Annotated in this window: 21 protein-coding genes; 13 read left to right on the top strand and 8 right to left on the bottom strand. The window is 74.3% G+C overall.

The annotated features are described in order from the left end of the window. Nucleotides 1-33: 33 nt before the first annotated feature. The 4 genes from ACIQVT_RS30355 to ACIQVT_RS30340 all read right to left on the bottom strand — a co-directional run bounded on the left by ACIQVT_RS30355 (nt 34) and on the right by ACIQVT_RS30340 (nt 2,113). Entirely contained in the window at nt 34-468 is a 435-nt protein-coding gene (locus ACIQVT_RS30355; RefSeq protein WP_403761194.1) for a DUF4186 domain-containing protein, read from the bottom strand. Between the two features lie 17 nt (nt 469-485). Beyond that, nucleotides 486-779 carry an SHOCT domain-containing protein gene (locus ACIQVT_RS30350; protein WP_403761667.1) on the bottom strand — a complete coding sequence of 98 codons (294 nt, stop codon included), beginning with the start codon at nt 777-779 and terminating at the stop codon, nt 486-488. A gap of 45 nt (nt 780-824) precedes the next feature. After that, a complete protein-coding gene (locus ACIQVT_RS30345; protein WP_403761191.1) occupies nt 825-1,283 on the bottom strand; it encodes a DUF6325 family protein in 459 nt (152 codons plus the stop codon). 152 nt (nt 1,284-1,435) lie between these two features. Further along, complete coding sequence (locus ACIQVT_RS30340) at nt 1,436-2,113, bottom strand: GAP family protein (protein ID WP_403761664.1); 678 nt, start codon at nt 2,111-2,113, stop codon at nt 1,436-1,438. 187 nt (nt 2,114-2,300) lie between these two features. Between ACIQVT_RS30340 and ACIQVT_RS30335 the strand changes: the two genes are divergently transcribed. The 10 genes from ACIQVT_RS30335 to ACIQVT_RS30290 all read left to right on the top strand — a co-directional run bounded on the left by ACIQVT_RS30335 (nt 2,301) and on the right by ACIQVT_RS30290 (nt 13,980). After that, the gene (locus tag ACIQVT_RS30335) at nt 2,301-3,179 is read left to right on the top strand and encodes a YhjD/YihY/BrkB family envelope integrity protein (RefSeq protein ID WP_403761188.1); all 879 of its coding nucleotides are present in this window, start codon (nt 2,301-2,303) and stop codon (nt 3,177-3,179) included. 645 nt (nt 3,180-3,824) lie between these two features. Then, nucleotides 3,825-5,063, top strand: a complete 1,239-nt coding sequence (locus tag ACIQVT_RS30330; RefSeq protein ID WP_403761185.1) for a hypothetical protein — start codon at nt 3,825-3,827, stop codon at nt 5,061-5,063. A gap of 101 nt (nt 5,064-5,164) precedes the next feature. Further along, nucleotides 5,165-7,837, top strand: a complete 2,673-nt coding sequence (locus ACIQVT_RS30325) for a LuxR C-terminal-related transcriptional regulator (protein ID WP_403761182.1) — start codon at nt 5,165-5,167, stop codon at nt 7,835-7,837. Nucleotides 7,838-7,883: 46 nt separating this feature from the next. Beyond that, complete coding sequence (locus ACIQVT_RS30320) at nt 7,884-8,402, top strand: hypothetical protein (protein WP_403761179.1); 519 nt, start codon at nt 7,884-7,886, stop codon at nt 8,400-8,402. A gap of 158 nt (nt 8,403-8,560) precedes the next feature. After that, nucleotides 8,561-8,758: a hypothetical protein gene (locus ACIQVT_RS30315; protein WP_392199423.1), complete on the top strand. Its 198-nt coding sequence runs from the start codon at nt 8,561-8,563 to the stop codon at nt 8,756-8,758. A 163-nt stretch (nt 8,759-8,921) separates the two neighbouring features. Beyond that, nucleotides 8,922-9,566, top strand: coding sequence for an HdeD family acid-resistance protein (locus ACIQVT_RS30310; RefSeq protein ID WP_403761175.1), 645 nt, complete (start codon nt 8,922-8,924; stop codon nt 9,564-9,566). Nucleotides 9,567-9,688: 122 nt separating this feature from the next. Next, a complete protein-coding gene (locus tag ACIQVT_RS30305; RefSeq protein WP_403761172.1) occupies nt 9,689-10,159 on the top strand; it encodes an SHOCT domain-containing protein in 471 nt (156 codons plus the stop codon). A 33-nt stretch (nt 10,160-10,192) separates the two neighbouring features. After that, nucleotides 10,193-10,624 (top strand): hypothetical protein, encoded by a 432-nt coding sequence (locus ACIQVT_RS30300; protein WP_403761166.1) that lies wholly within the window; start codon nt 10,193-10,195, stop codon nt 10,622-10,624. Between the two features lie 19 nt (nt 10,625-10,643). Further along, nucleotides 10,644-12,557, top strand: a complete 1,914-nt coding sequence (locus tag ACIQVT_RS30295; RefSeq protein ID WP_403761163.1) for a glycoside hydrolase family 15 protein — start codon at nt 10,644-10,646, stop codon at nt 12,555-12,557. Continuing rightward, nucleotides 12,550-13,980, top strand: coding sequence for an MFS transporter (locus ACIQVT_RS30290; RefSeq protein WP_403761159.1), 1,431 nt, complete (start codon nt 12,550-12,552; stop codon nt 13,978-13,980). The genes ACIQVT_RS30295 and ACIQVT_RS30290 overlap by 8 nt, the downstream gene beginning before the upstream one ends. 134 nt (nt 13,981-14,114) lie before the next feature. Here ACIQVT_RS30290 and ACIQVT_RS30285 read toward each other — a convergent pair whose 3' ends face one another. The 3 genes from ACIQVT_RS30285 to ACIQVT_RS30275 all read right to left on the bottom strand — a co-directional run bounded on the left by ACIQVT_RS30285 (nt 14,115) and on the right by ACIQVT_RS30275 (nt 18,034). After that, nucleotides 14,115-15,206, bottom strand: a complete 1,092-nt coding sequence (locus tag ACIQVT_RS30285) for a mechanosensitive ion channel family protein (RefSeq protein ID WP_403761156.1) — start codon at nt 15,204-15,206, stop codon at nt 14,115-14,117. A gap of 188 nt (nt 15,207-15,394) precedes the next feature. Then, nucleotides 15,395-16,933 (bottom strand): amino acid permease, encoded by a 1,539-nt coding sequence (locus ACIQVT_RS30280; protein ID WP_403761153.1) that lies wholly within the window; start codon nt 16,931-16,933, stop codon nt 15,395-15,397. Nucleotides 16,934-17,047: 114 nt separating this feature from the next. Beyond that, nucleotides 17,048-18,034, bottom strand: coding sequence for a hypothetical protein (locus tag ACIQVT_RS30275; protein WP_403761150.1), 987 nt, complete (start codon nt 18,032-18,034; stop codon nt 17,048-17,050). Between the two features lie 253 nt (nt 18,035-18,287). Here ACIQVT_RS30275 and ACIQVT_RS30270 point away from each other — a divergent pair, with 253 nt between their 5' ends. Genes ACIQVT_RS30270 through ACIQVT_RS30260 form a run of 3 tightly spaced genes read left to right on the top strand, consistent with a single transcriptional unit; the run spans nt 18,288 to nt 22,359 of the window. Then, a complete protein-coding gene (locus tag ACIQVT_RS30270) occupies nt 18,288-19,718 on the top strand; it encodes an FGGY family carbohydrate kinase (RefSeq protein ID WP_403761147.1) in 1,431 nt (476 codons plus the stop codon). Beyond that, complete coding sequence (locus tag ACIQVT_RS30265) at nt 19,715-21,130, top strand: FAD-dependent oxidoreductase (protein WP_403761144.1); 1,416 nt, start codon at nt 19,715-19,717, stop codon at nt 21,128-21,130. Before ACIQVT_RS30270 ends, ACIQVT_RS30265 begins: the two co-directional genes overlap by 4 nt. Next, nucleotides 21,127-22,359, top strand: a complete 1,233-nt coding sequence (locus ACIQVT_RS30260; protein WP_403761141.1) for an NAD(P)/FAD-dependent oxidoreductase — start codon at nt 21,127-21,129, stop codon at nt 22,357-22,359. Before ACIQVT_RS30265 ends, ACIQVT_RS30260 begins: the two co-directional genes overlap by 4 nt. 16 nt (nt 22,360-22,375) lie before the next feature. On the opposite strand, the gene ACIQVT_RS30255 is transcribed toward ACIQVT_RS30260, so the two are convergent. Then, nucleotides 22,376-22,546: a hypothetical protein gene (locus ACIQVT_RS30255; RefSeq protein ID WP_403761138.1), complete on the bottom strand. Its 171-nt coding sequence runs from the start codon at nt 22,544-22,546 to the stop codon at nt 22,376-22,378. Between the last annotated feature and the right edge of the window lie 264 nt (nt 22,547-22,810).

The raw sequence follows: 22,810 nt of genomic DNA, 5'->3' as shown, positions 1-22,810 counted from the left end.
TGCTCCGCTCCACGTCTGCAACATTGCTCGACATCAAGATATCTCGTGACCGGGGTCGGTTCGACAGGGGTCCTGGCCGGAAAACGCGCTGTCTCCCGTCTCCCGCGCGATCCAGCGGCAGATCACGTCCACCACGTACCGCTGTTCGGCCCGGGTCAGCTCCCGTCCGGCGGGGATGCCGTGCCAGCGGGCGAGGCAGCCGCGACAGCAGGTGGCGGTGGCGTGCTGCGCCACGAACACCGGGTGTCCGCGGTACGGCGTCTGCCTGCCGTCCTTGTACGGCTGCGCCGGTGCCAGCCGCTGGGCGATCAGGTCGCGGGCGTGCCGGCGGACGGTCGCCGGCCCCTTCAGCACGGCGGTCGCCCGGTCCCGTCCGCGCAGGTGGAACCGGGCCCGGAACGGCTGCCGGGCGAGCGCGTCCAGCCGCCGGTCCAGCGATCGGAGCGCGCGGGCCCGGTCCTCGTCCATCGGCGGGCACCGCCGGCTCAGGCCAGCAGTCGGCGCTTCTGGCTCTCGAACTCCTCGTCCGACAGGACACCCTGGGCCTTGAGGTCGGCCAGCTGCTTGAGCTGCTCGATCCGGTGGCTCATGTCGTCGGACGCGGGAGCCTGGGGCGCGGCGGGCGGAGGCGGCGGGGCCTGCTGCTGTTGCGCCTGCTGCTGGTCGTAGTCCTGCTGCGCCCAGCGGCCCGCCTGCCGGCGTGAGACGCGGTTGGACACGGCGGTGGCGGTTCCGGCGACGACGGCTGTGCGTGCGACGCCCCGAAGCAGTCCGGGCATGTCGGTCATCTCCCAAGTCGATGCGTCGGCCGGTGGGTGACCGGCTCAGGCCGCCGCGCTGCCGCCGGGCGGCACCGGGTCCTCGATGGCGTCCAGCGAGGCGAGCAGGGCCTGCACGGGGACGCGGCCGCTCGCCACGAGCTGGGCCCCGCCGCGCCGCAGCGCGCGGGCCAGCGGGGCCGCCCACAGGTTCTCGTACACCAGCACCGCGGACGCGTTGCCGGGCTCCAGGGCGTTGCCGGCCTCCTCCAGGTCGGTCTGGTCCAGCACGCCGGACGAGGCGCCCTCGAAGACGGACAGGTCCACCTCACCGCCGAGGTCCCGCAGTTCCAGCGCGACGACGGAGCCGTCCGTCTCCTTGCGCACGAAGGCCAGGTCGATGATGCGGATGACGCCGCGCTCGGCGAGGTCGACCAGCAGGGGGAAGGCCTCGCCCGTCATGCGGTTCCCGGGGAACTCGATGACGAGGTAGTCGACGGGGCCCATCTCTTCGACACTCTCCATGGCCACTCCTCGTCGAAGCCGGAGGGGAGCCGGGGACGGTTCGTCCGCCCGGCCGTACCGTCGCCCCCGGCAGCGCCTTCACCGGCGGCCGGCGGCCCCCGCCTGCCATTGCAGCACGCGGTACGGGGCCCCGCACCTCCGCGCCGGCCGGATCACGCGGTGAGCTGGTACAGGCTCTTCCCCACCAGCCAGCAGCCCAGCACCAGGCAGACGGTGACCAGCGCCTGCTCCTGGTGGCCGGTCAGCCACTCCCGCAGCCGCAGCAGCCGCGCCTTCGCCCGGACGGGGCTGAAGACCACGTACAGCTCGACGGCGAGCAGCTCGGCCGTGGCGAGCAGACAGAAACCGCACAGGACGAACCAGGTCGACAGGTGCGAGGTGTCCGCCTCCAGCACGGTGGTCGCCCCCGCCGCGACCAGTCCCCAGGGCTGCACGAGCACGGCGAGTCCGGCGGCGGCCCAGACCGTCGTGCGGTCCATCCTGTCGGTGAGCCGCGCGGACGCCGCCGGCCCGGGGTCCGGAGCGGGCTCGCGGTCGCGGCTGCCGGGGACCCGCCGGCGCCGGTGCCCGCCGTAGCCGACGAGCAGCACCCCGGCGAGCAGCTTGACCGCGAGGACGGCCGTCGAGGGCGGCGACCGGGGCGCCGGCGGCTGCCCGCCGGTCACCGTCAGCACGAGCGCGATCACCATGACCAGACACGCCAGCCAGCTCAGGATGAAGACCAACCCCTTCCACACCCCCCTCGCCGACCCCACCACCAGCACGAAACTCATCAGGGGCAGTGGGTCCAGGGCGATGGCCAGGGCCACGAGCAGCAGGTCGGGCAGCACGGCGACCTCATCCTGTCGGGACACCTCGACAGTAGCCAGCGGTCCCGGGAACGACATCTCGTGGCCGCCGCCGTCCCGGCCGGCCGGGTGATCGCCGAGGTGCCGCGGGCCACCTCGCCCCCCACTCTGGACGCAGCGAAGGCAGTCGCGGCGAAGGGAACAACGTCATGCCGTCCCCCCGATCCTGATGGCAGCGGACGGGCGCGTCCAGCGGCTGGTGGCCCGGGCGAAGTCGGCGCACCGGCGGGCGGAGAGCCGCCTGCCGGTCCTCACGCACCTCGTGGACCGCTTGGTGTCCGTGAACATCTTCGACTCCGCCACACGCCTGGCCGCGCAGTGCTTCCTGACGGCCGTCCCGCTGCTCTTCGTCGTCGCGGCCTACGCCCCGCCGGCGGTACGCCGCCAGCTGATCGACTCCGTCCGGGCGGTGTTCGGCCTGAGCGAGTCGGTGAGCAGCGAGCTGAAGCACGCGCTGCACCCCACGACGAACAACCTCCAGCAGGCCACCGGCATCATCGGCGGCCTGATGGTGCTGCTGTCGGCCACCGCGGTCAGCCGGGCGCTCCAGCGCCTGTGCAAACGCGCCTGGGAGATCCCCCGGGCCGGCACCAGGGTCGCCCCCTGGCGGTGGCCCGCCTGGCTCGTCCTGTGGCTCGGGGTCCTGATCCTCCAGGGACCGGTGCGGAACGGCTTCGGCGCCGGCGCCTGGCTGGGCACGCCGCTCGTGCTGCTCACACAGGCGGGCCTGTGGTGGTGGACCCAGCACCTGCTGCTGGGCGGGCGCGTCGGCTGGCGGCCGCTGCTGCCGGGAGCCGTGATCACCGCCGGCGTCCTCACCGCGCTGACCGTCACCGCGAACCTGTACATGCCGCACGCGCTCGACCGCGCCCTGAGCGAGTACGGTCCCGTCGGCTCGGTGTTCGTGCTGCTCTCCTGGCTGATCGTGGTCTGCGTCGCGGTCGCCGTCAGCATCAGCGTGGGTGCCGTCCTGGCACAGGAGCCCTTCCTGGCGAGCCGCCTCGGCAGCCCGCCGCCCCTGCGTGAGCGCCGCCCGCCCGCCTCCTGACGGCTGACGGCTCCCGGCGGCGTGCCCGTGTCGTCCGTCCGGCCCACCCGGAGTGCGCCCGGGCGACGCGGCTGAGGCAATGGGCGTGTCCAGGCACCTACCGCGCCGGAGACCCCCGTGACCGAGCCGACCGACCCGCAGCCACAGGACCCGGACCGGACACCGCGCGACCCGCGGCCCACCCCGCCGGACCTGGAGAACACCCCGCGGGAGCACCCCGGCGCGACTCCCGGCGGTACGGCGCCACCCCCGGGCGGTACGGCCCGGCCACCCGGCGGCAACGGCCCCGGCGGGAGCGGCCCTGCCGGGAGTGTTACCAGTGGGAGCGGCCCTGTGGGGAAAGGTCCTGCCGGGAGCACTCCCGGCGGGAACGGTCCTGCCGGGCACGGTCCCGGTGGGAACGGTCCTGCCGGGAGCACCCCCGCCGGGAACGGCCCTGCCGGGAACGGCCCCGGTGGGGACGCCCCTGGCGGGAGTGGCCCGGCCGGGAAGGTCCCCGGCGGGAGCGGTCCTGCCGGGAGCAGTTTCGGCGGCAACGGGCCCGGCGGGCACCGCTCTGACGAGAAGGGTCCCCGCGGACACGGCTCCGGCGGCAACGGCCCCCGCGGGAACGGCCCCGGCGCTCACGGTTCCGGCGCCGGCCGCGTGGCGCGCAGTGTCGCCTCGGCCGTGCTCATCGTCCTCACCTGCATCCTCGTACCCCTCGCCCTCCTGGCCACCTGGGTGCACGACATCGCGCTCGACACCGACCGCTACGTCTCCACCGTCGCGCCCCTCGCCACCGACCCGGCCGTCCAGGACGCCGCGATCCACCGCGTCAGCGAGGCCGTCGACCCCCACGTCAACGGCGTGCAGGCCGCCGGGGACCTGGCCTCCTGGCTGCGGTCCCAGGGCCTGCCGCCGCGTGCCGCCGACGCCGTCCGGGGACTGGGCCCACAGCTCGACTCCGCCGCCGACCAGGCCGTCACCAAGATCGCCACACGGGTCGTGAAGAGCGACGCCTTCGCCACGGTGTGGCGCACCGCCAACCGCGCGGCCCACAACGCCGTCGTGCACGCCCTGACCGGCGAGGGCCGCGGCGCGGTCGGGGTCAGCGACGGCACGGTCACCCTGGACGTGGGCACGGCCGTCGAGCGGGTCAAGAAGGAACTGGTCGACGCGGGACTGAAACCCGCCGACCGGATTCCGCAGGTGAACAAGGAGTTCGTGCTCTTCCACTCCGACCAGCTCGCCAAGTACCGCAAGGCCGCGCACCTCCTCGACATCGTCGGGAACTGGTTCCCGGTGCTGGTCGTCGTCCTCGGCGCCGCCGGGGTGCTCCTCGCCCACCGGCGCCGCCGCGCCCTGGCCCGCACCGCGCTCGGGGCCGCCTTCGCCTGCCTGGTCGTCGCCGTAGCCCTGGTCGTGGCGCGCCGCTACTACCTCGACCACCTGCCGCCCCAGGTGCAGTCCCGGTCCGCCGCCGCGGCCGTCTTCGACACCCTGGTCCGCTTCCTCAGGGTCAGCCTGCGGACCGCCGTCGTCCTGGGCGTCGTCATCGCCTTGGGCGCCTATTTCGTCGGTCCGGGCCGGCTGCCCGTGGCGATCCGCGGCGCCTCCGACCACACGGCGGACTCCGCGGCACGGTGGGCGGCGGCCCACCACATCGGCACCGGCGGAGCCGGCACCTGGACCCTGGCCTACCGCCGGTGGCTCACCCTGGGCGCCCTGCTGGTCATCGCGGTCGTCTTCGCGCTCTGGAACCACCCGACGGTGCTCACGGTCCTGCTGCTGGCCCTGGTGCTCCTCGGCGTCCTCGCCCTGCTCGCCCTGCTCGCGGCCACCGCCCGCGTCCAGGCCCCGGCGGCACCCGACCGGACGCGTCCGCCCGGCGACGAGCGCTGACGGCGGCGCGATACCGCCCGCGCGAACTGCGCCGGGGCCCCGGGACTGCGATGCTGATCGGGTGGAGCCCCCCACGGGGCCGACGGACAGGTGGTGTCCCGATGTCCGAGAGGCAGCAGAACACGGCGGGGCACGCCGCCGCGTACGCCGATCCGCTCGGCGAACCGTTCCTCCAGACCCGCTTCGCGGTGCCGGCCAGGCCGGCCACCTTCCTTCGCCGCCCACGGCTCGCCGACCACCTCGACCAGGCCTTCGGCACACCGCTGACGATGGTCGACGGCTCGGCCGGCGCGGGCAAGACGCTGCTGGTCGCGGACTGGGCCGCTCGGCTCGGGCAACCGGTCGCCTGGCTGACGGGCGAACCGGGCGACCAGCGCTGCGGGATGTTCTGGGCGTACGTGCTCCAGGCCTTGCGCACCGCCGGCCTGCCCCCGTCGCCCGGCGTCGGCTGCCCCGCGGAAGCCGGCCGGGTGGAGCACAGGCTGCTGGCCCGCCTCGCCGACGACCTCAGCGGGCGCGAGCGGCCCGTCGTCCTCGTGCTCGACGACTTCGACCGGGTGGCCTGCGCGCCCATCGCCGAACAGCTGGAGTTCGTCCTGCACCACGCCGGGCCGGGACTGCGCCTGGTCCTGGTCACCCGCACCGAGCCGCTGCTGCCCCTGCACCGCTACCGGGCGGCCGGCGCCATCACCGAGATCCGGGACGCCGAACTGGCCTTCACCGCTGACGAGGCGGCGGCCCTCCTGGAACTGCACGGGCTGCGGCTCCCCGAGGAGGCCACCCGCGCCCTGGTCGGACGCACCGGGGGCTGGGCCGCCGGGCTCCGCCTGAGCGCCCTGGCCGCCGAGCGCAGCCCGGACCCGGAGGCGTACCTGAGGGACTTCGAGGCGGGCCGCAGCACGATCGCCGACTTCCTGCTCGCCGAGGTCCTGAAGCGGCAGAGGCCCCGCACCCAGGACCTGCTCCTGCGCGTCAGTGTCACGGACCGCTTCTGCCCCGGTCTGGTGGCGGAGCTGACCGGTCACGGCGGGGCGGAGCCGGTGCTCGCCGCGCTGCACGCCCAGAACGCGTTCGTGGAGGACCTGGGACAGTCCTGGTACCGCCTGCACCCGCTGTTCGGGGAGATCCTCCGGGCCCATCTGCGGGCCCGCTCGCCGGGGCTGGAACCGGAACTCCACCGGCGTGCCGCGCGGTGGCTGCGGTCCTCCGGTCTCCTGCCCGAGGCACTGGCGCACGGCGCCGCCGCCGGCGACTGGAACCTCACGGCCCGGGCGCTCGTCGACGACCTGGCCATCGGCCAGCTCCTCGGCGGCCTGCGCGCGGACGACCTCGCCGAACTCTTCGCACCGATGGGACCCGAGGCCACCGGCGCGGCGGCCGACCTGGTGCGTGCCGCCCGCGACCTGTCCACGCACGACGTGGACCGGGGCCTGGCCCATCTGCGCCGCGCCGAGGAGCACCTGACCGGGCGGCCGGCCGACGCCACCCTGCGGCTGAGCTGTCTGCTGCTGCGCACCCTGGGCGCCCGGCTGTCCGGTTCGCCCGGCACCGCGGAGCAGGCCGTGGCCGCCGCCGAGGAACTGCGCGGCGAGGTTCCCGCCCGGCTGCTGGACAAGCACCCCGAACTGACCGCCCTGCTGCTGACCCACCTGGGCTCGGTCCGGCTGTGGGCCGGGCGTTTCGACGACGCGCGCGCCGCCCTGTCCGAGGTCGTCTCGGGCCCGGGCGGGGCACCGACCGCGCTGCCCCGGGGGGACTGCCTCGGACAGCTGGCGCTGATCGACTACCTGGACGGCCGGCTCTGCCGGGCCGAGCGCACCGCGCTGGCGGCCCTGACGGACAGCGAGACGTCCGGCGCGGACCACCCGCGCCGCACCGGCCCGGACCTCGGCCGGCTCGTGCTGGCGGCCGTGGCCGTGGACCGCGGCGAGCTCGGGCGGGCCCAGACCCTGCTGGACGAGGCGGCCGACGGCGGTTCCCCGCGCGACCCGGTGACGGCCACCAGCCGGTCCCTCGCCACGGCCGGGCTGCTGCTGGCCCGGGACGAGCCGGTGGCCGCCGCCGCGGCGGCCGTCCCCACCGTCCCGGCACTCGTGACCTCACCCTGGGCGGAGGCCCGCACCGCACTGATCACCTCCGCGGCCCATCTGGCCGAGGGCCGCCCGGACAGTGCCGTCAAGGTCCTCGACGACGTCTCCTGCGCCGGCGAGCCCGCGTACGCGGCCGACATCGCCTGGGCCCAGCTCGCCGCCGGGAACCGCGAGACGGCCCTCGGCCTGCTCGACCAGATGCGGACCGGGGACCTCACGGGCCCCCGGGCGACCGTACGCGCCGCGCTGGTGCGCGCTCGGGACGCCGAGGAGACGGGCGACACCGCGACGGCCCGCAAACAGCTCGCCCACGCCCTGCTGGAGGCCCGGCCGGAGCGGCTGCGGCGGCCCTTCCTCGACGCCGGACCCCGTATCCGGCGCCTCCTTGAGACACCTTCCCTCCAGGGGCTGGCCGCGGGCTGGCTCGTCCCGGACGGGCCCGGCCCGCACGACGGCCCGGGACCGGCCGCGTCCGACCCGCCCCTCGTCGTGGAGGACCTCAGCGCGCGCGAACGCGAGGTCGTGGGCGGGCTGGCCGACCTGATGTCCACCGAGGAGATCGCCGCCGACCTGTACGTCTCCGTCAACACGGTGAAGACCCACCTCAAGAGCGCCTACCGCAAGCTCGGTGTGAACGGGCGCGCCGATGCGGTCCGCCGGGCCCGCGAGCACGGACTGATCTGACTCCCGGCCCGGCGATGCCCGAAAGCGCGGACGAAAGGCGGCGGTGATGTCCTCCACCGAGCAGGACACGGCTGCGGAGAGCCGTACCGCGCGCCGGTCCCACGCCGACTACACGGGTGCCGTGTACGGGTCGATGCTCGCCGCGTCCGTGGTGATCGGCGCCTCCGGCCTGGGGGAGTTCCCCCGGCTCCGGCTGATGCTCCTGCTGCTGGTCACCGGGCTGGTGTTCTGGGTCGGGCACGTCCACGCCCACCTGTTCGGGGCCCGCCTCGCGCAACGCCCGCTGGACCGGGCGACCGTGGTGCGGGTGTGCCGGGAGGAGTGGCCGATCGTGGAGGCCGCCGTCCCACCCGCCGTCGCGGTCGCCGTCAGCCCGCTGTTCGGCCTGGGTGTGGTGGGGGCGGGGTGGCTGGCCGTCGCGGTGGCCGTGGCCGGTCAGGTGGGCTGGTCCGCGGTCGGCGCACGGCGGGCGGGCGCGTCCTGGCGGTTGGTCGCCGGCACCGCCGCGGTCAATCTGCTGCTCGGCCTGGCGATCATCACCTTCAAGCTCGCCGTCACCCACTGACGCCACGGCACCCGGCGTCACCGGCGGCCCAGGGTCCTTGGGGGCGGTCGGGTGCCGGGTCACCTGTGCCGGGTGAGGTCCGGCACGGCCGGACGGAGCAGGATCGCCAGGGAGACCGCACCAGAGACCGCACCAGGCCCGCGGCGGGAGAAGGCCCCATGCGCTACGAGATCCGTGTCGATGGACACATGTCCGAGACCCTGGCCCAGGCCTTCCCGGAGCTCGAGCGGGTGCTGATGTCCGGGCAGACCGTCCTGTTCGGCCCCGTCGTCGACGAGGCACACCTCTACGGACTGCTCAACCGCTGCCAGTCGCTCGGGCTGAGGGTGGTGGAGATGCGTCAGCTGCCGGAGTGAGCGGCGCGCAGCCCGGGGGCGGGACGGGTCCACCGGCGGGATTCACCCGCGGTGGGTGATCCGGCGCCCCGGGAGTTCCGGCCAGGCTGTTGAACCGAGGGGCCGGGTGCCGTCCCACCGGGGACCGGCGAACGGTCCGGCCACGGACACGCGAGGAGGAGCCATGACCGAACCGCGTGGACAGGCGCCGGGACCGTCGGATCCGTTCGGTGGGACGGCCACCGGCCCCGACGGCACCATGACGATGATCGCCCGCTCCTGGACCTGGGGTCTGGGGGCGGCCGTCGTCACGCTCGTGCCGGGCGTGCTGATCCTCGTCTGGCCGGACGAGACGCTGCACGTCCTGGCAGTCATCCTCGGGCTCTGCCTGCTGCTCAGCGGCGCGTTCCGGTTCGTGACGGCGTTCTCGCGGGAGGAGCACGGGGAACGGCTTCCCGGGCTGCTGGCCGCGGTGCTGTACGTCCTGGCCGGCGTGTTGTGCCTGCGCAACCCGTTGCAGACCATCACCGCGCTGTCGTTGATCGTCGGACTGGCCTGGCTGGCCTCCGGTGTCCTCACCCTGTACACGGCGATCGCCGTCAGGGAGCTGCCCCACCGGGGTGTCGTCCTGGGTGCCGCGGTGCTCGGCATCGTCGCCGGGATCGTGGTGCTGGCGCTGCCCGCCGAGTCGGCGCGCGCGCTGACCCGGCTGCTCGGCCTGTGGCTCGTGCTGCTGGGCCTCGTCGAGCTGGGCGTCGCCCTGGCCTGGCGGGCGGCGCTGCGCAGGAGCGGCGGCACGCTGCCGGGCGCCTCCGGGCCCATGGGCTGACGCCCCGCGGGCACGTTCACCCGCTCCGGGTGAGGACGCGCCGCCCTCGTCGTGTGCACGCTGAAAGCGGCAGAAACCGGCCCTCGAACCGCACGTGCCGGTGCCCCTGACCGAGGAGAGACATGAGCGCGCAGACCTACCTCGCGTACGACTATCCGCTGCTGAGCGCCTTCTGGACCATGCTGGTGTTCTTCCTGTGGATCCTGTGGTTCGTCCTGCTGTTCCGGATCATCGTCGACATCTTCCGCGACGACGACCTGCACGGCTGGGCCAAGGCCGGCTGGACGTTGTTCGTCATCGTGCTGCCCTTCCTGGGCGTCTTCGTCTACCTGATCGCGCGCGGCAAGGGCATGGGCAAGCGCGAGGTGGCCGACGCGCGCGCTCGGCAGGAGGCACTCGACTCCTACGTACGGCAGACCGCGCAGTCCGGCGGGACACAGCCCAGCCATGCCGACGAACTCGCCAAGCTGTCCGACATGCGCTCCCGCGGTGACATCACCGACGACGAGTTCCGCAGGGCCAAGGAGCTGGTCCTCAGCGGCGCCGGACCGGCCCGCGGCTCCGACACCGTCTCCACCGTCCCCGGGCGCTGAGCGGCGCCCACGGCAACGAATCGAGGACTCCGTATGGCCGCCACACATCCCACCCGTGCCCGTACCCACTCCGCCAAGCAGGCCTGGGCGGGCGGTCTGACCTCCTTCGCCGGGGTCATGCTGTCGCTCGCCGGACTGCTCGGCGTGTTCCGGGGCATCATGGCGATCGCCCACGACGACGTGTTCGTCTCCACACCCAACTACGTCTTCAAGTTCAACCTCACCAGCTGGGGCTGGATCCACCTCGTCCTGGGCGTGATCGCGCTGATCGTCGCCTTCGGCCTGATGGGGCGGGCGATGTGGGCGCGCGTGTCCGGGATCGTCATCGCCGGGCTGGTCATCATCGCCAACTTCCTCTCGCTGCCCTACTTCCCGCTGTGGTCGGTCATGATGATCGCCCTCTCCGGGTTCGTCATCTGGGCCCTGTGCGTGGTCGAGGACGACGACTCCGCGGTGACTCCGTAACGGAACGGGAGGAGACACGATGGACCGGTATCCGCCCATCGCGGACCACGGGCTGGTCGGTGACCTCCAGACGGCGGCCCTGGTGTCGTCCGGGGGAACCGTCGACTGGTGGTGCACCCCCCGCTTCGACTCGCCCAGCGTCTTCGCCTCACTGTTGGACAGCGAGCACGGCGGACACTGCCGGCTCGCCGTGGACGGCCTCGACGGACAGGTGTCGGTCCGGCAGCTGTACCTCTCCGACACGGCGATCCTGGTGACCCGGTTCATGGGGCCCGGCGGTGTCGGCGAGGTCGCCGACTTCATGCCCCCCGTCGACTCCCCGGTGCCCACCGACCGGCACCGCCTGATCCGGGTCGTCCGGGTGATGCGGGGCAGCCTGCCCTTCACCTTCACGTGCCGACCGCGCTTCGACTACGGGCGGGTACCGCACACGCTCGACGTCACCGACGGCCACGCCGCCGTCCTGCGCGGTCCGGGCACGGACCTGCACGTGCAGTCCACCGTCGGGGCCCCGCTGCGGGCCGACGGCGCCGACGTCACCGCGCGGTTCACCCTCGGCACCGGAGAGGCCGCCGCCTTCGTGCTGACCAGCGCGGGCGCCGGCGCAGCCGCTCCGGACCTCCCCGCGCTGCCCGGCATCGCCGAGGACGTCGAGAAGTGCCGCCGGTTCTGGCTGTCCTGGCTGCGGTCCTGCACCTATCACGGGCGCTGGCAGGACATGGTGAACCGGTCGGCCATCACCCTCAAGCTGCTCACCTACGCGCCGACGGGCGCGCCCATCGCCGCCGCCACCATGGGACTGCCCGAGCAGGTCGGCGGCGAACGCAACTGGGACTACCGCTACACCTGGATCCGGGACGGCTCGCTGTCCGTGAGCGCCCTGACCGACCTGGGTTTCGAGACGGAGGCCTACGCCTTCCGGCGCTGGCTGCGCGACCGCGTCGAGGCCGGCGGCACCGCCTCGGGCGACCCGTTGCAGATCATGTACCGGGTGGACGGTGACCCCCACCTGGGCGAGGAGGTCCTGGACCACCTGGAGGGCTACCGCGGGTCACGGCCGGTACGGGCGGGCAACGCGGCCGTCGACCAGCTCCAGCTCGACATCTACGGCGAGGCCTCGGACGCCCTGACGGTCGGCGGGGACATCGGCGCGGTACGCGGCTGGAAGGCGCTGAGCGGCGTACTGGACTGGCTCGCCGACAACTGGGACCGGCCCGACGAGGGCATCTGGGAGACCCGGGGCGGCCGGCAGGACTTCACCTACAGCCGGCTGATGACCTGGGTCGCGTTCGACCGGGGCATACGGTCCGCCACCCGGTTCTCCCGCCCCGCCGACACCGCCCGCTGGACGGCCGTCCGGGACAAGGTCTTCCAGCAGATCGTCGAGCGCGGCTGGCACGAGAAGCGGCGGGCCTTCGTCCAGCACTTCGACACCGACGTCCTGGACGCCTCGCTGCTGCTGATGCCCCGGGTCGGGTTCCTCTCCCCGCGCGACCCCGACTGGATCAGCACCCTCGACGCCATGGACGACGAACTGGTCAGCGACAGCCTGGTCTACCGGTACGACCCGGCGGCCTCGCCCGACGGACTGCGCGGCTCCGAGGGCACGTTCAACCTGTGCAGCTTCTTCTACGTGGAGGCCCTCGCCCGCAGCGGCCGGCTCCACCAGGCCCGGTACGCCTTCGACAAGATGCTCACCTACGCCAACCACGTCGGCCTGTTCGCCGAGGAGATCGGCCCGTCCGGGGAGCAACTCGGCAACTTCCCACAGGCGTTCACCCACCTCGCGCTGGTCACCGCGGCCATGGCCCTCGACGAGGAGCTGGGCCGGGACACGACCGGAGCCGACGCGGGCACCGCCGCCCGGCCCCCCGACATCCAGGGCCTCACGGTCCCCAACGACCCCTCGACGGAGGCAACCGCGGATGACTGACACGACAGGGCCGACGCGGCCGCCGCCGGAGCAGCGGCACATCCTGGCCGCGCTGGCCCTGGCCCAGTTCATATGCAGCTTCGCCGGCTCCAACATGAACGTGATGATCAACGACATCAGCGAGGACCTCGACACCACCGTCCAGGGCGTCCAGGTGGCCATCACCGTCTTCCTGCTGGTCATGGCAGCGCTGATGATCCCCGGCGGGAAGCTGACCGACCGCTACGGCCGCAAGCGCTGCTTCGTCACCGGACTGGTGGTCTACGGCGTGGGCGCGCTGCTGAGCGCGGCCTCCCCGGGGCTCGGCGTCCTCATCCTCGGCAACTCGATCCTGGAGGGCGTCGGCACCGCCCTGCTCATCCCGCCCGTCTACATCCTCACCACACTGCTGTACCGGGACCTGACCTCCCGCGCCCGCGCGTTCGGCATCATCATGGCGCTGGGCGGCGTCGGTGCGGCGGCGGGACCGCTGATCGGCGGGCTCATCACCACCGGCATCAGCTGGCGCGCGGCCTTCGTGTTCCAGGCGCTGGTCATCGCGGTGATCGTCTGGCTGAGCCGCCGTATCGAGGACCCCCTGCCCCCTGACCCCACCCGGTCCTTCGACACCACCGGGGCCGTGCTGTCCGCGGCGGGCCTGGTCCTGGTCGTCATGGGCATCCTGGCGGCGGACAACAACATCTGGCTGATGGCCGGCCTGATCGTCCTCGGTGTCCTCGTCCTCGCCTGGTTCCTGCGCTCCTCGCGCGACAAGGAACGAGCCGGTGAGGAACCGCTGCTGTCACTCGGCCTGTTCCGCGTCCGCACCTCCAACCTCGGACTGATCACGCAGAACGTGCAATGGCTGCTGCTGATGGGCACGTCGTTCACGGTGGCCGCCTACCTCCAGGTGGTCCGCGGCTACGACGCCGTACAGACCGGCGTGATCTTCACGGCCGCGACGCTGGGACTGCTCGTGACGTCGCTGTCCGCCGCCGCGCTCGCCCGACGGCGGTCCCAGCGGACCCTGATCACCACCGGGTTCGTGGTCGCCGTCGCGGGCGTGGCGGTGCTCGTGGGCCTGGCCGGCAGCTTCACCACCGCCTGGGCCTTCGTCCCCGGACTGCTCCTCGTGGGCCTCGGCCTGGGCCTGATGCTGACGCCGTCGGTCAACGTCGTCCAGTCGAGCTTCCCGGAGGAGCGGCAGGGCGAGATCTCCGGTCTGTCCCGCAGCGTGTCCAACCTCGGCTCGTCCTTCGGCACGGCGATCGCCGGGACCATCCTCGTCGCCGGGCTCACCAAGGGCGCGTACGCCGTCGCCATGATCACCCTCGCGGTGATCGGCCTGGGCGGCCTCGCCGCCGGGGCGCTCCTTCCGAGGACCCCGCCCCGAGAAGGACACGGCGGCCAGCCCGTGCGGGGCGAACGGAGCGGCGCCACCTGAACGGCGGCCCGCCGGCCCCGTGAGGCACGGCAGGGGCCGGCGGCGACGACGCACGACGGGCACGCGGCGCCGACGGCTCACGGCGGGCACGCGGCGACGAACACCCACGACGGGCACGCGGCGGCGCGCCCGTCCTACTCGGTCCGGAAGGCGTCCGGGCCGACCTCCTCGGCGTTGCGCTGGTGCGGGATCACCACCGCGCCCTGCTGGAGGGCCACCGTGCGGGTGGGCGCCGGGACGCGGATGCCCTCCTCGCGGTAGCGGCGGTGCAGACGCTTGATGAACTCGTGCTTGATCCGGTACTGGTCGCTGAACTCGCCCACGCCCAGGACGACCGTGAAACCGATGCGCGAGTCACCGAACGTGTGGAAGCGGATGGCGGGTTCGTGGTCCGGGACGGCGCCCGCGACATCCGCCATGACCTCCGCGACCACCTCCGAGGTCACCCGCTCGACGTGCTCCAGGTCGGAGTCGTATCCCACACCGACCTGCACCAGCACGGTCAACTGCTGCTCGGGTCGGGTGTAGTTGGTCATGTTTGCCTTGGCGAGCTGCCCGTTGGGGATGACCACGAGGTTGTTGGAGAGCTGGCGGACCGTCGTCTGGCGCCAGTTGATGTCGACGACATACCCCTCCTCGCCGCTGCTCAGCCGGATGTAGTCACCCGGCTGGACGGTCCTGGAGGCCAGGATGTGGACGCCCGCGAACAGGTTGGCGAGCGTGTCCTGCAAGGCCAGGGCCACGGCCAGACCGCCCACGCCCAGGGCGGTGAGCAGCGGCGCTATCGAGATGCCGAGCGTCTGGAGGACGATCAGGAAACCGATCGCCAGGACCAGCACCCGGGTGATGTTGACGAAGATGGTCGCCGAGCCAGCCACGCCCGAGCGGGAGTGGGTGACCGTGCGCACCAGGCCGGCGATGACCCGGGCCGCGGAGACCGTCACCACCGCGATCAGCCACACCTGGAGCACCTGGTCCACGTGGTGCTGGACCACCCCGGTGAGCGGCAGCACGGCCGCCGCGGCCGCCGCGCCGCCCGCGATCGCCGCCCACGGCACGACCGAGCGCAGCGCGTCCACGATGACGTCGTCGCCGCTCCACCGGGTCCGCTTGGCGTGCCCGCCGAGCCAGTGCAGCAGGGTGCGCGACACGAAGGCGAGCAGCAGGCCCGCCCCCAGGGCGACACCGCCGAGGACGAGGTCGTCCAGGGTCGGCGTGCGGTTCACCGGCCACCTCCCGGGCACGAAACCGCCGGGGAAGGCCTGTGGGGGATTCTCGTCACGATGTCACCTGCTCGATGTCCGGGATGTGCGACCGCGCCGGCCCCGGAACTCCGGTGGCCGGCGCGTTCGTTCATCCTGCCGCATCCGGCACGCCTGTCCGTACCGGGACCGGCGTCCACCGGACGGCAGGCTCAGACGATGCCCTCGGCCAGGTCGGCCTGGTCGCGGTCGCTGCCGTAGGCGGCGGTGGTGGGCGTGCCGTACGACCGGCGGGCGACGTACCACCACACGCTGGCGAGGACCAGGACCACGGCGAGGGCCACGGACGCGTAGTTCATCGTGTCCACGGTCACCGGTGACGACTGCGGCAGGCAGAACAGGACCGTCACGACCGCCACCCACACGACGGCCACCCAGCCGACGGGTCTGCTCCAGCGGCCCAGGTGCCACGGTCCCCGCTGGAAGCGGTCGCCGGCGCGCAGTCGCAGGTAGACGGGGATGGCGTAGGCCGGGGTGATACCGATGACGTTGATGGCGGTCACCGCGTTGTACGCCGTCGCCGAGTACAGCGACGGCAGGGCCAGGAGGCAGGCCACCCCGACGGACAGCCACACGGCGGCGACCGGGGTCTGGGTGCGGTCGCTCACCTTGCGCCACAGGTGCGAGCCGGGCAGCGCCCCGTCCCGGCTGAAGGCGAACACCATCCGGCTGGCCGCCGCCACCTCGGCGTTCCCGCAGAACAGCTGGGCGACGATCACGACGAGCAGCAGCGCGCTGGCGCCGCCGGTGCCGAGCCCGTCGAGCAGGATCTGCGCGGGCGGCACACCGGTGTCCGTGGTGCGCGTGGCGTCGTAGTCCTGGATGGCGAAGGTGAGTCCGGCGAGCAGGGCGAAACCGGCCAGCCAGGAGACCCAGATGGCCCGGACGATGCCGCGGGACGCGGCCACCGAGGCGTGCGAGGTCTCCTCCGACAGGTGGGCGGAGGCGTCGTAGCCGGAGAAGGTGTACTGCGCGAGCAGCAGACCGATCGCCGCCACGTACAGCGGATTGTGCCAGCCGGTCTTGTCGACGAACTCCGTGAACACGAAGGACGGCGACCGGTGGTGGTCGGGGAAGATCGCCAGGGCGCCGACGATGAGCGCGACACCCGCCAGGTGCCACCACACGCTGACCGAGTTGAGCACGCTGACCAGCCGGACACCGAACAGGTTCAGCACCGCGTGCAGCAGCAGGATCGCGCAGAAGATCAGCATGGTCCTGCCGGGCGTCGGGTGGAAGCCCCACTGGAGGTTGGCGAACGCGCCGGTGAACAGCGCGGCGCCGTAGTCGATGCCGGCGATCGCGCCGAGCAGCCCGAGCAGGTTCAGCCAGCCGGTGTACCAGCCCCAGCGGCGGCCGCCGAGCCGGTCGGCCATGTAGTACAGGGCGCCGGAGGTCGGGTAGGCGCTGGTGACCTCGGCGAGCGCCAGGCCGACGCACAGCACGAACAGGCCGACGCCGGCCCAGCCCCACAGCATCACGGCGGGGCCGCCGGTGTTCAGGCCGAAGCCGTACAGGGTCATGCAGCCGGACAGGATCGAGATCACCGAGAAGCTGATCGCGAAGTTGCCGAAACCGCCCATGCGGCGGGCCAGCACCGGCCGGTAGCCGAGTTCACGCAGGCGCTGCTCCTCGTCCTGTTGCGGCAGGCCCTTGGCGGGGGCGGACGAGGAATCGGGGATGGGGGACACGCGGGGACCTCCGGGATCAACGGGTCGTCGAACAGGGCACGTTCAGGGGGAGCGGGACTTGCCTGGTGCGGGGGGTTCCGGGGTGGTGCGTGGTCGCCGGCGGTACCGGTCCGGTCAGGGGCGGGGGCCGTCGGCGGCGGCCCGGCAGCGGTCCCGGGCCTGGGTGAAGACCTCGACGGCGCGCTCCCGGTCCGGGGTGCGGTACATCCAGGGCGGGGGAGTGAAGTACGGCCCGATCGCCTCGAACACCCGGGCCGCGTCGGAGAACTGGAGCGAACCCCACAGGGCGTGCGCCAGATGGTTGAGGTCGGACAGCGAGCGTTCGTCGCTCCGGGTGCGGCCGAACCAGGAGTCCAGCGCCCGCCGCGCCTCGCGGGCCGCCTCGTCCACCACCCAGTGCAGGTCCAGCGCCGCGTCGTGGCCGCTGTCCCGGCGGTAGCGCTCGACCCGCACGTACAGCGGCAGCACGTGCGCCGCGGCACCCGGCGGGGCCTGCCCGGCGGCCCACTGCGCGTACCCGGAGGCCTCCGCCAGCCGGCCGGAACCGCCGCGCACGTACAGGAACTGGAGCATCCGGTGGTGGGCCTCGCGGTTGTCCGGGTCGCGTCGGCGGGCCTCGGCCAGCAGCCCCCAGGGTCCCGGCGGCAGCATCGGCTCCGGCGCGGCGGCCCGGTGCTCCTCCCAGCGCTGCTCCGGGTCGAGCTGGGCCAGCGCCAGCAGGCACACCCAGGGCACGGGGTCGCGCGGGGCGGTGGCCGTGGCGGACTGGGCGGCGTCCCACGCCTCGATCCACAACTCGTGCGTACGGCGGTGCCGTTCCCGCCTGGCCCGCAGCGCGCGCTCCACCAGCACCCGGGCGTGCATCACCGCGGCGTGCACGTTGCCCGGCTCCTCGGCGAGCCAGGCCCGCACCACGTCGGTGCCGGCCGCGGCCGCCGCGAGGATCTGGGTGCGCTGGGTCCACCGCCACCACTGGGTGGTGTCCCCGAGCAGGGCGCGCATCGCCATCCAGCGGCCGGTACGCAGGTCCTGGAGCGCGGCGCGCAGGGCCTGGTCGGGGCCGGCGGGATCGTAGGAGGGGCGGGCTCCGTCTCTGGCCATCAGCCGCCGGCCCCCGGCCACTGGCGCACCGGCGTGGTGGCGGGGTGACGTAGCAACAGCCCTCCCCTGGGCGGTCATGAAGATCTCGCGTGTGGTCGGCGGTCACTATAGAGGCGCGGCTCGCCGCCGAACCATTATTGCCAACTCAACCATCGAATGGATCAGTTGGCCGAATCCGGAAACCCTTGACGCCGGACCCCGCGCGACGGCAGGCTGACGTGGTGATCTTCAGTGCCGCGGCGGAGGGCGGGCGATGACGGGGCCGGTGCTCGCCGTCGACCAGGGCACGTCCGGTACCAAGGCGCTGGTCGTCTGCCCCGAACGCGGTGTCATCGGCACCGGGTTCGCCGAGGTCCGCCCCCGCTACCTGCCCGGCGGCCTGGTCGAGGCGGACCCGGCCGGGCTGTACGACTCGGTGGTCGCCGCCGGCCGCCGCGCGCTCGCCGAGGCCGGTGAGCCCGTCGTCGCGCTCGGCCTCGCCAACCAGGGCGAGACCGTCCTCGCCTGGGACCCCGCGACCGGCCGCCCGCTCACCGACGCCCTGGTCTGGCAGGACCGGCGCGCCGAGACCGTCTGCGCCGGGCTGGCCGGGCACGCGGACGAGCTGCGGCAGTTGACCGGCCTGCCCCTCGACCCGTACTTCGCCGCCCCCAAGATGGCCTGGATCCGCCGTCACCTCACCCGCGAGGGCGTCGTCACCACCTCCGACGCCTGGCTGGTCCACCGCCTCACCGGCGCCTTCGCCACCGACACCGCCACCGCCGGCCGCACCCAGCTGCTCGACCTGGACAGCGTCACCTGGTCCCCGCGCGCCCTCGACCTGTACGGCTTGGCCGGCGAACGCCTGCCCGAGGTGACCGACGCCGCACGACCCGTCGGCACCACACGGGCGTTCGGCCCCGAGATCCCGCTGACCGGCCTCGCCGTCGATCAGCAGGCCGCCCTGCTCGCCCAGGGCGTCACCGCGCCCGGCGCCGCCAAGTGCACCTACGGCACCGGCGCGTTCCTCCTCGCCCACACCGGCGACCGCCCCCGGCGCGGCGACTCCGGCCTGGTCAGCTGCGTGGCCTGGCGGCTCGCCGGACGCACCAGCTACTGCCTGGACGGCCAGGTGTACACCGCCGCCTCCGCCGTCCGCTGGCTCACCGACCTCGGCGTCCTCTCCGGCGCCGCCGACCTCGACCCGGTCGGCGCCACCGTGCCCGACAGCGGCGGGGTCACCTTCGTCCCCGCCCTCGCCGGACTCGCCGCCCCCTGGTGGCGCGGCGACCTGCGCGGCTCCCTCACCGGTCTGGGTCTCGACACCACTCCGGGGCACCTGGTGCGCGCCCTGTGCGAGGGCATCGCCGCCCAGGTCGCCGAACTCGCCGACGCCGCCGCCACCGACCTCGGCACCCCGCTGGACACCCTCCGCGTCGACGGCGGCCTGACCCGCTCCGCGCTCCTCATGCAGACCCAGGCCGACCTGCTCCAGCGCCCCGTGGAGGTGTCCGCGCTGCCCGACGCCACCGCACTCGGCGCCGCCGCCCTCGCCCGCCTCGGCGCGGACCCGGCACTCCGCGTCGAGGACGCCCTGCCCGACTGGAAACCCGCCACCGTGTACGAACCCCGCGTCCCCGCCGACCGGGCCGCCGAACGCCGCGCCCGCTTCCGCACCGCCGTCGCCACCCTCCTCCGCCCGTGACCGTCACCGCGGCCGGCCCGCTGCCGTCGACGGCGTACGACGTGGCGGTCGTGGGCGCCGGCGTCGTCGGCTGCGCCATCGCCCGCGAACTCGCCCGCCACCCCCGCCTGCGCGTCGCCCTCGTCGAGGCCCAGGACGACGTCGGCCAGGGCACCTCCAAGGCCAACACCGCGATCCTGCACACCGGTTTCGACGCGACCCCCGGCACCCTGGAGGCCCGCCTGGTCCGTGAAGGGTACGAACGGCTCACCGCCTACGCCGCCGACACCGGCATCCCCGTCGAACAGGTCGGCGCGCTCCTCGTCGCCTGGGACGAGGAGCAGCTCGCCGCGCTGCCCCGGCTCGCCGAGAAGGCCGGGCGCAACGCCTGCCCCGGCACCGCGCTGCTGGGTCCCGGCGAGCTGTACGCCCGCGAGCCCCACCTCGGGCCCGGCGCGCTCGGCGCCCTGCACGTCCCCGGCGAGAGCGTCATCTGCCCCTGGACGACCACCCTCGCCTACGCCACCCAGGCGGTCGCCGCCGGCGCCGACCTGCACCTCAACACCGCCGTACGGGACGTGCGCCGGGCGGACGGACACCTCCTGGCCACCAGCCGGGGCGCCCTGCGCGCCCGCTACCTGGTCAACGCGGCCGGACTGCACGCCGACACCCTGGACCGCCGGCTCGGACACCAGGACTTCACCGTCACCCCGCGCCGCGGCCAGCTGATGGTGTTCGACAAGTTCGCCCGCCCCCTCGTCCGGCACATCCTGCTCCCCGTGCCGACCGCCCTCGGCAAGGGCGTCCTGGTCGCCCCCACCGTCCACGGCAACGTCCTCCTCGGCCCCACCGCCGAGGACCTGTCCGACAGACGGGCCACCGGGTCCACCGCCGACGGGCTCGCCGCGCTGCGCGAGCAGGGCCGGCGCGTCCTGCCCGCGCTGCTCGACGAGGAGGTCACCGCCGTCTACGCCGGACTGCGCGCGGCCACCGGGCACGACGACTACCGCATCACCGCCCACCCCGGGCAGGCGTACGTCACCGTCGGCGGCATCCGCTCCACCGGCCTGACCGCCTCCCTGGCCATCGCCGCCCACGTCACCGGTCTGCTGACCGACGCCGGCCTCGACCCCGGCCCGGCACGCGAACCCGGACCGGTCGCCCTGCCCCGGCTCGGCGAGGCCTTCCCCCGGCCCTACCAGCGGCCGGACCTCATCGCCCGGGACCCCGAGTACGGCGTCCTGGTCTGCCACTGCGAGCGCGTCTCCCGCGGGGAGATCCGCGACGCCCTCGCCGGCCCGCTCCCGCCCCGCAGCCTGGAGGGCCTGCGCCGCCGCACCCGGGCCCGCGCGGGCCGCTGCCAGGGCTTCTACTGCGGGGCGGCGGTACGCGAACTGTTCGAGCGGGGGCCGGACGGAGGGCACGGGCCGTGACGACACCGCGCCGCGTCGACGTCCTCGTCGTCGGAGCCGGCCCCGCCGGGCTCGCCGCCGCCGCGCGGCTGGCCGCGGCCGGCGCCGGGCGCGTGGAGGTGCTCGAACGTGAGGCGGCGCCCGGCGGCGTCCCCCGCCACTGCGCCCACGGCGGCTTCGGCACCTGGACACACCCGTTGACCGGCCCCGGCTACGCCCGCCTGCTCTCCGACGCCGCCGAACGGGCGGGCGCCGCGATCCGCACCCGGACGACCGCGCTGGACTGGGCGACGGAGGGCCCGGCCCTCCACACCGTCGGTCCCGGCGGCCCCGAGACGGTCGAGGCGCGGGCGGTCGTCCTCGCCACCGGCGCCCGCGAACGCCCGCGCTCGGCCCGGCTGGTGCCCGGCACCCGCCCCGTCGGCGTCTACACCACCGGCGAACTCCAGCAGTCCGTCCACCTGTTCGGCCAGCACATCGGCACCCGCGCCGTCGTCGTCGGTGCCGAGGACGTCTCGTACGCGGCCCTCGGCACCCTGCGCGCGGCGGGCGCCGACGTCGTCGCCCTGGTCACGGAGGATCCGCACGCCCGAACGCACCGCGCCCGCGCCGAGACGGCCCGGCTGCTGCGCGGCATCCCGCTGCTGACCGGCACCACGGTCACCGAACTCCTCGGCCACGGACGGCTGTCCGGGGTCCGGGTCCGCCACCGGGACGGCCGCACGGCCGTACTGGCCTGCGACACCGTCGTGTTCACCGGCGACTTCGTCCCCGACCACGAACTGGCCAGGCGCGGCGGCCTCGTCCTCGACCCCGGCACCCGTGGTCCCGCCGTCGGCGGTTCCCTGCACACCTCGCGCCCCGGCGTCCTCGCCGCCGGCAACGTCCTGCACGCCGTGGAACCGGCCCGCACCGCGGCCCGCGAGGGCGCCCGCGCGGCCGGCGCCGTCCTCGACCTGCTGGCGGGCGCGCCCTGGCCCGAGCCGGGCGTACCCGTCGCCGTCGAAGCGCCGCTGCGCTGGATCGCCCCCAACCGCGTCACCCCCGGCGCCCGTACCAGCCCCCATGTGCTGCGCACCGGTGCCCCGCTGACCCGGCCGGTCCTCCTCGTCCACCAGGACGGCCGTCTCCTGCACCGCGAACGCCTCGGCCCGGGCACCGTCCCGGTCCACCGCAGCCTGACCCTCACCACCCGCTGGCACGACCGGGTCGACCCCGGCGGCGGAGAGGTACGGATCACGACCACGTAACCCCAGCGCCGCCGAGTCACCCCCGGGTGCCCGTCCCGGCGGCTGCCTCCCGGTACCCCGTCCGGCTTCCCTCGTCCAGCGGGTCGGCCGTCTGCTGCACGGCGAACGCCGCCGCCCGGGCCCCGCCCCGGCCCACCGCCCCCTGCCGCTCCCGGCCGTCGGCGGCGTGCCCCTGCCGCAGAGTCACCCCGGGTGCCCGTCCGGGCCACGGCCCGGTGGGCCTCGGTGTCCCGTCCGGCTGCCCACGTCCACCAAGCCGACCCGTCTGCCGCACCGCGAGCGCCGCGGCCCCGGCCCCCATGCGTCCCACCGCCCCCGACCCTCCGGCCGTCGACGGCACGCCACTGGCGCCGCGTCACCCCGGGTGCCCGTCCGGGCCACGGCCCGGTGGGCCTCGGTGTCCCGTCCGGCTGCCCACGTCCACCAAGCCGACCCGTCTGCCGCACCGCGA

The sequence above is a fragment of the Streptomyces sp. NPDC100445 genome, from assembly GCF_044759735.1.
Classification (GTDB): Bacteria; Actinomycetota; Actinomycetes; order Streptomycetales; family Streptomycetaceae; genus Streptomyces.
The sequence above is the reverse complement of the archived record's forward strand: the minus strand, read 5'-3'. Positions and strand labels throughout refer to the sequence as shown.

Coding starts and splice junctions, on each gene's coding strand:
- ACIQVT_RS30300 (WP_403761166.1), top strand. CDS start 10,193: ATGGCCGCCACACATCCCACCCGTGCCCGTACCCACTCCGCCAAGCAG.
- ACIQVT_RS30350 (WP_403761667.1), bottom strand. CDS start 779: ATGCCCGGACTGCTTCGGGGCGTCGCACGCACAGCCGTCGTCGCCGGA.
- ACIQVT_RS30270 (WP_403761147.1), top strand. CDS start 18,288: ATGACGGGGCCGGTGCTCGCCGTCGACCAGGGCACGTCCGGTACCAAG.
- ACIQVT_RS30275 (WP_403761150.1), bottom strand. CDS start 18,034: ATGGCCAGAGACGGAGCCCGCCCCTCCTACGATCCCGCCGGCCCCGAC.
- ACIQVT_RS30290 (WP_403761159.1), top strand. CDS start 12,550: ATGACTGACACGACAGGGCCGACGCGGCCGCCGCCGGAGCAGCGGCAC.
- ACIQVT_RS30310 (WP_403761175.1), top strand. CDS start 8,922: ATGACCGAACCGCGTGGACAGGCGCCGGGACCGTCGGATCCGTTCGGT.
- ACIQVT_RS30345 (WP_403761191.1), bottom strand. CDS start 1,283: ATGGAGAGTGTCGAAGAGATGGGCCCCGTCGACTACCTCGTCATCGAG.
- ACIQVT_RS30320 (WP_403761179.1), top strand. CDS start 7,884: ATGTCCTCCACCGAGCAGGACACGGCTGCGGAGAGCCGTACCGCGCGC.
- ACIQVT_RS30295 (WP_403761163.1), top strand. CDS start 10,644: ATGGACCGGTATCCGCCCATCGCGGACCACGGGCTGGTCGGTGACCTC.
- ACIQVT_RS30335 (WP_403761188.1), top strand. CDS start 2,301: ATGGCAGCGGACGGGCGCGTCCAGCGGCTGGTGGCCCGGGCGAAGTCG.
- ACIQVT_RS30315 (WP_392199423.1), top strand. CDS start 8,561: ATGCGCTACGAGATCCGTGTCGATGGACACATGTCCGAGACCCTGGCC.
- ACIQVT_RS30325 (WP_403761182.1), top strand. CDS start 5,165: ATGTCCGAGAGGCAGCAGAACACGGCGGGGCACGCCGCCGCGTACGCC.
- ACIQVT_RS30305 (WP_403761172.1), top strand. CDS start 9,689: ATGAGCGCGCAGACCTACCTCGCGTACGACTATCCGCTGCTGAGCGCC.
- ACIQVT_RS30355 (WP_403761194.1), bottom strand. CDS start 468: ATGGACGAGGACCGGGCCCGCGCGCTCCGATCGCTGGACCGGCGGCTG.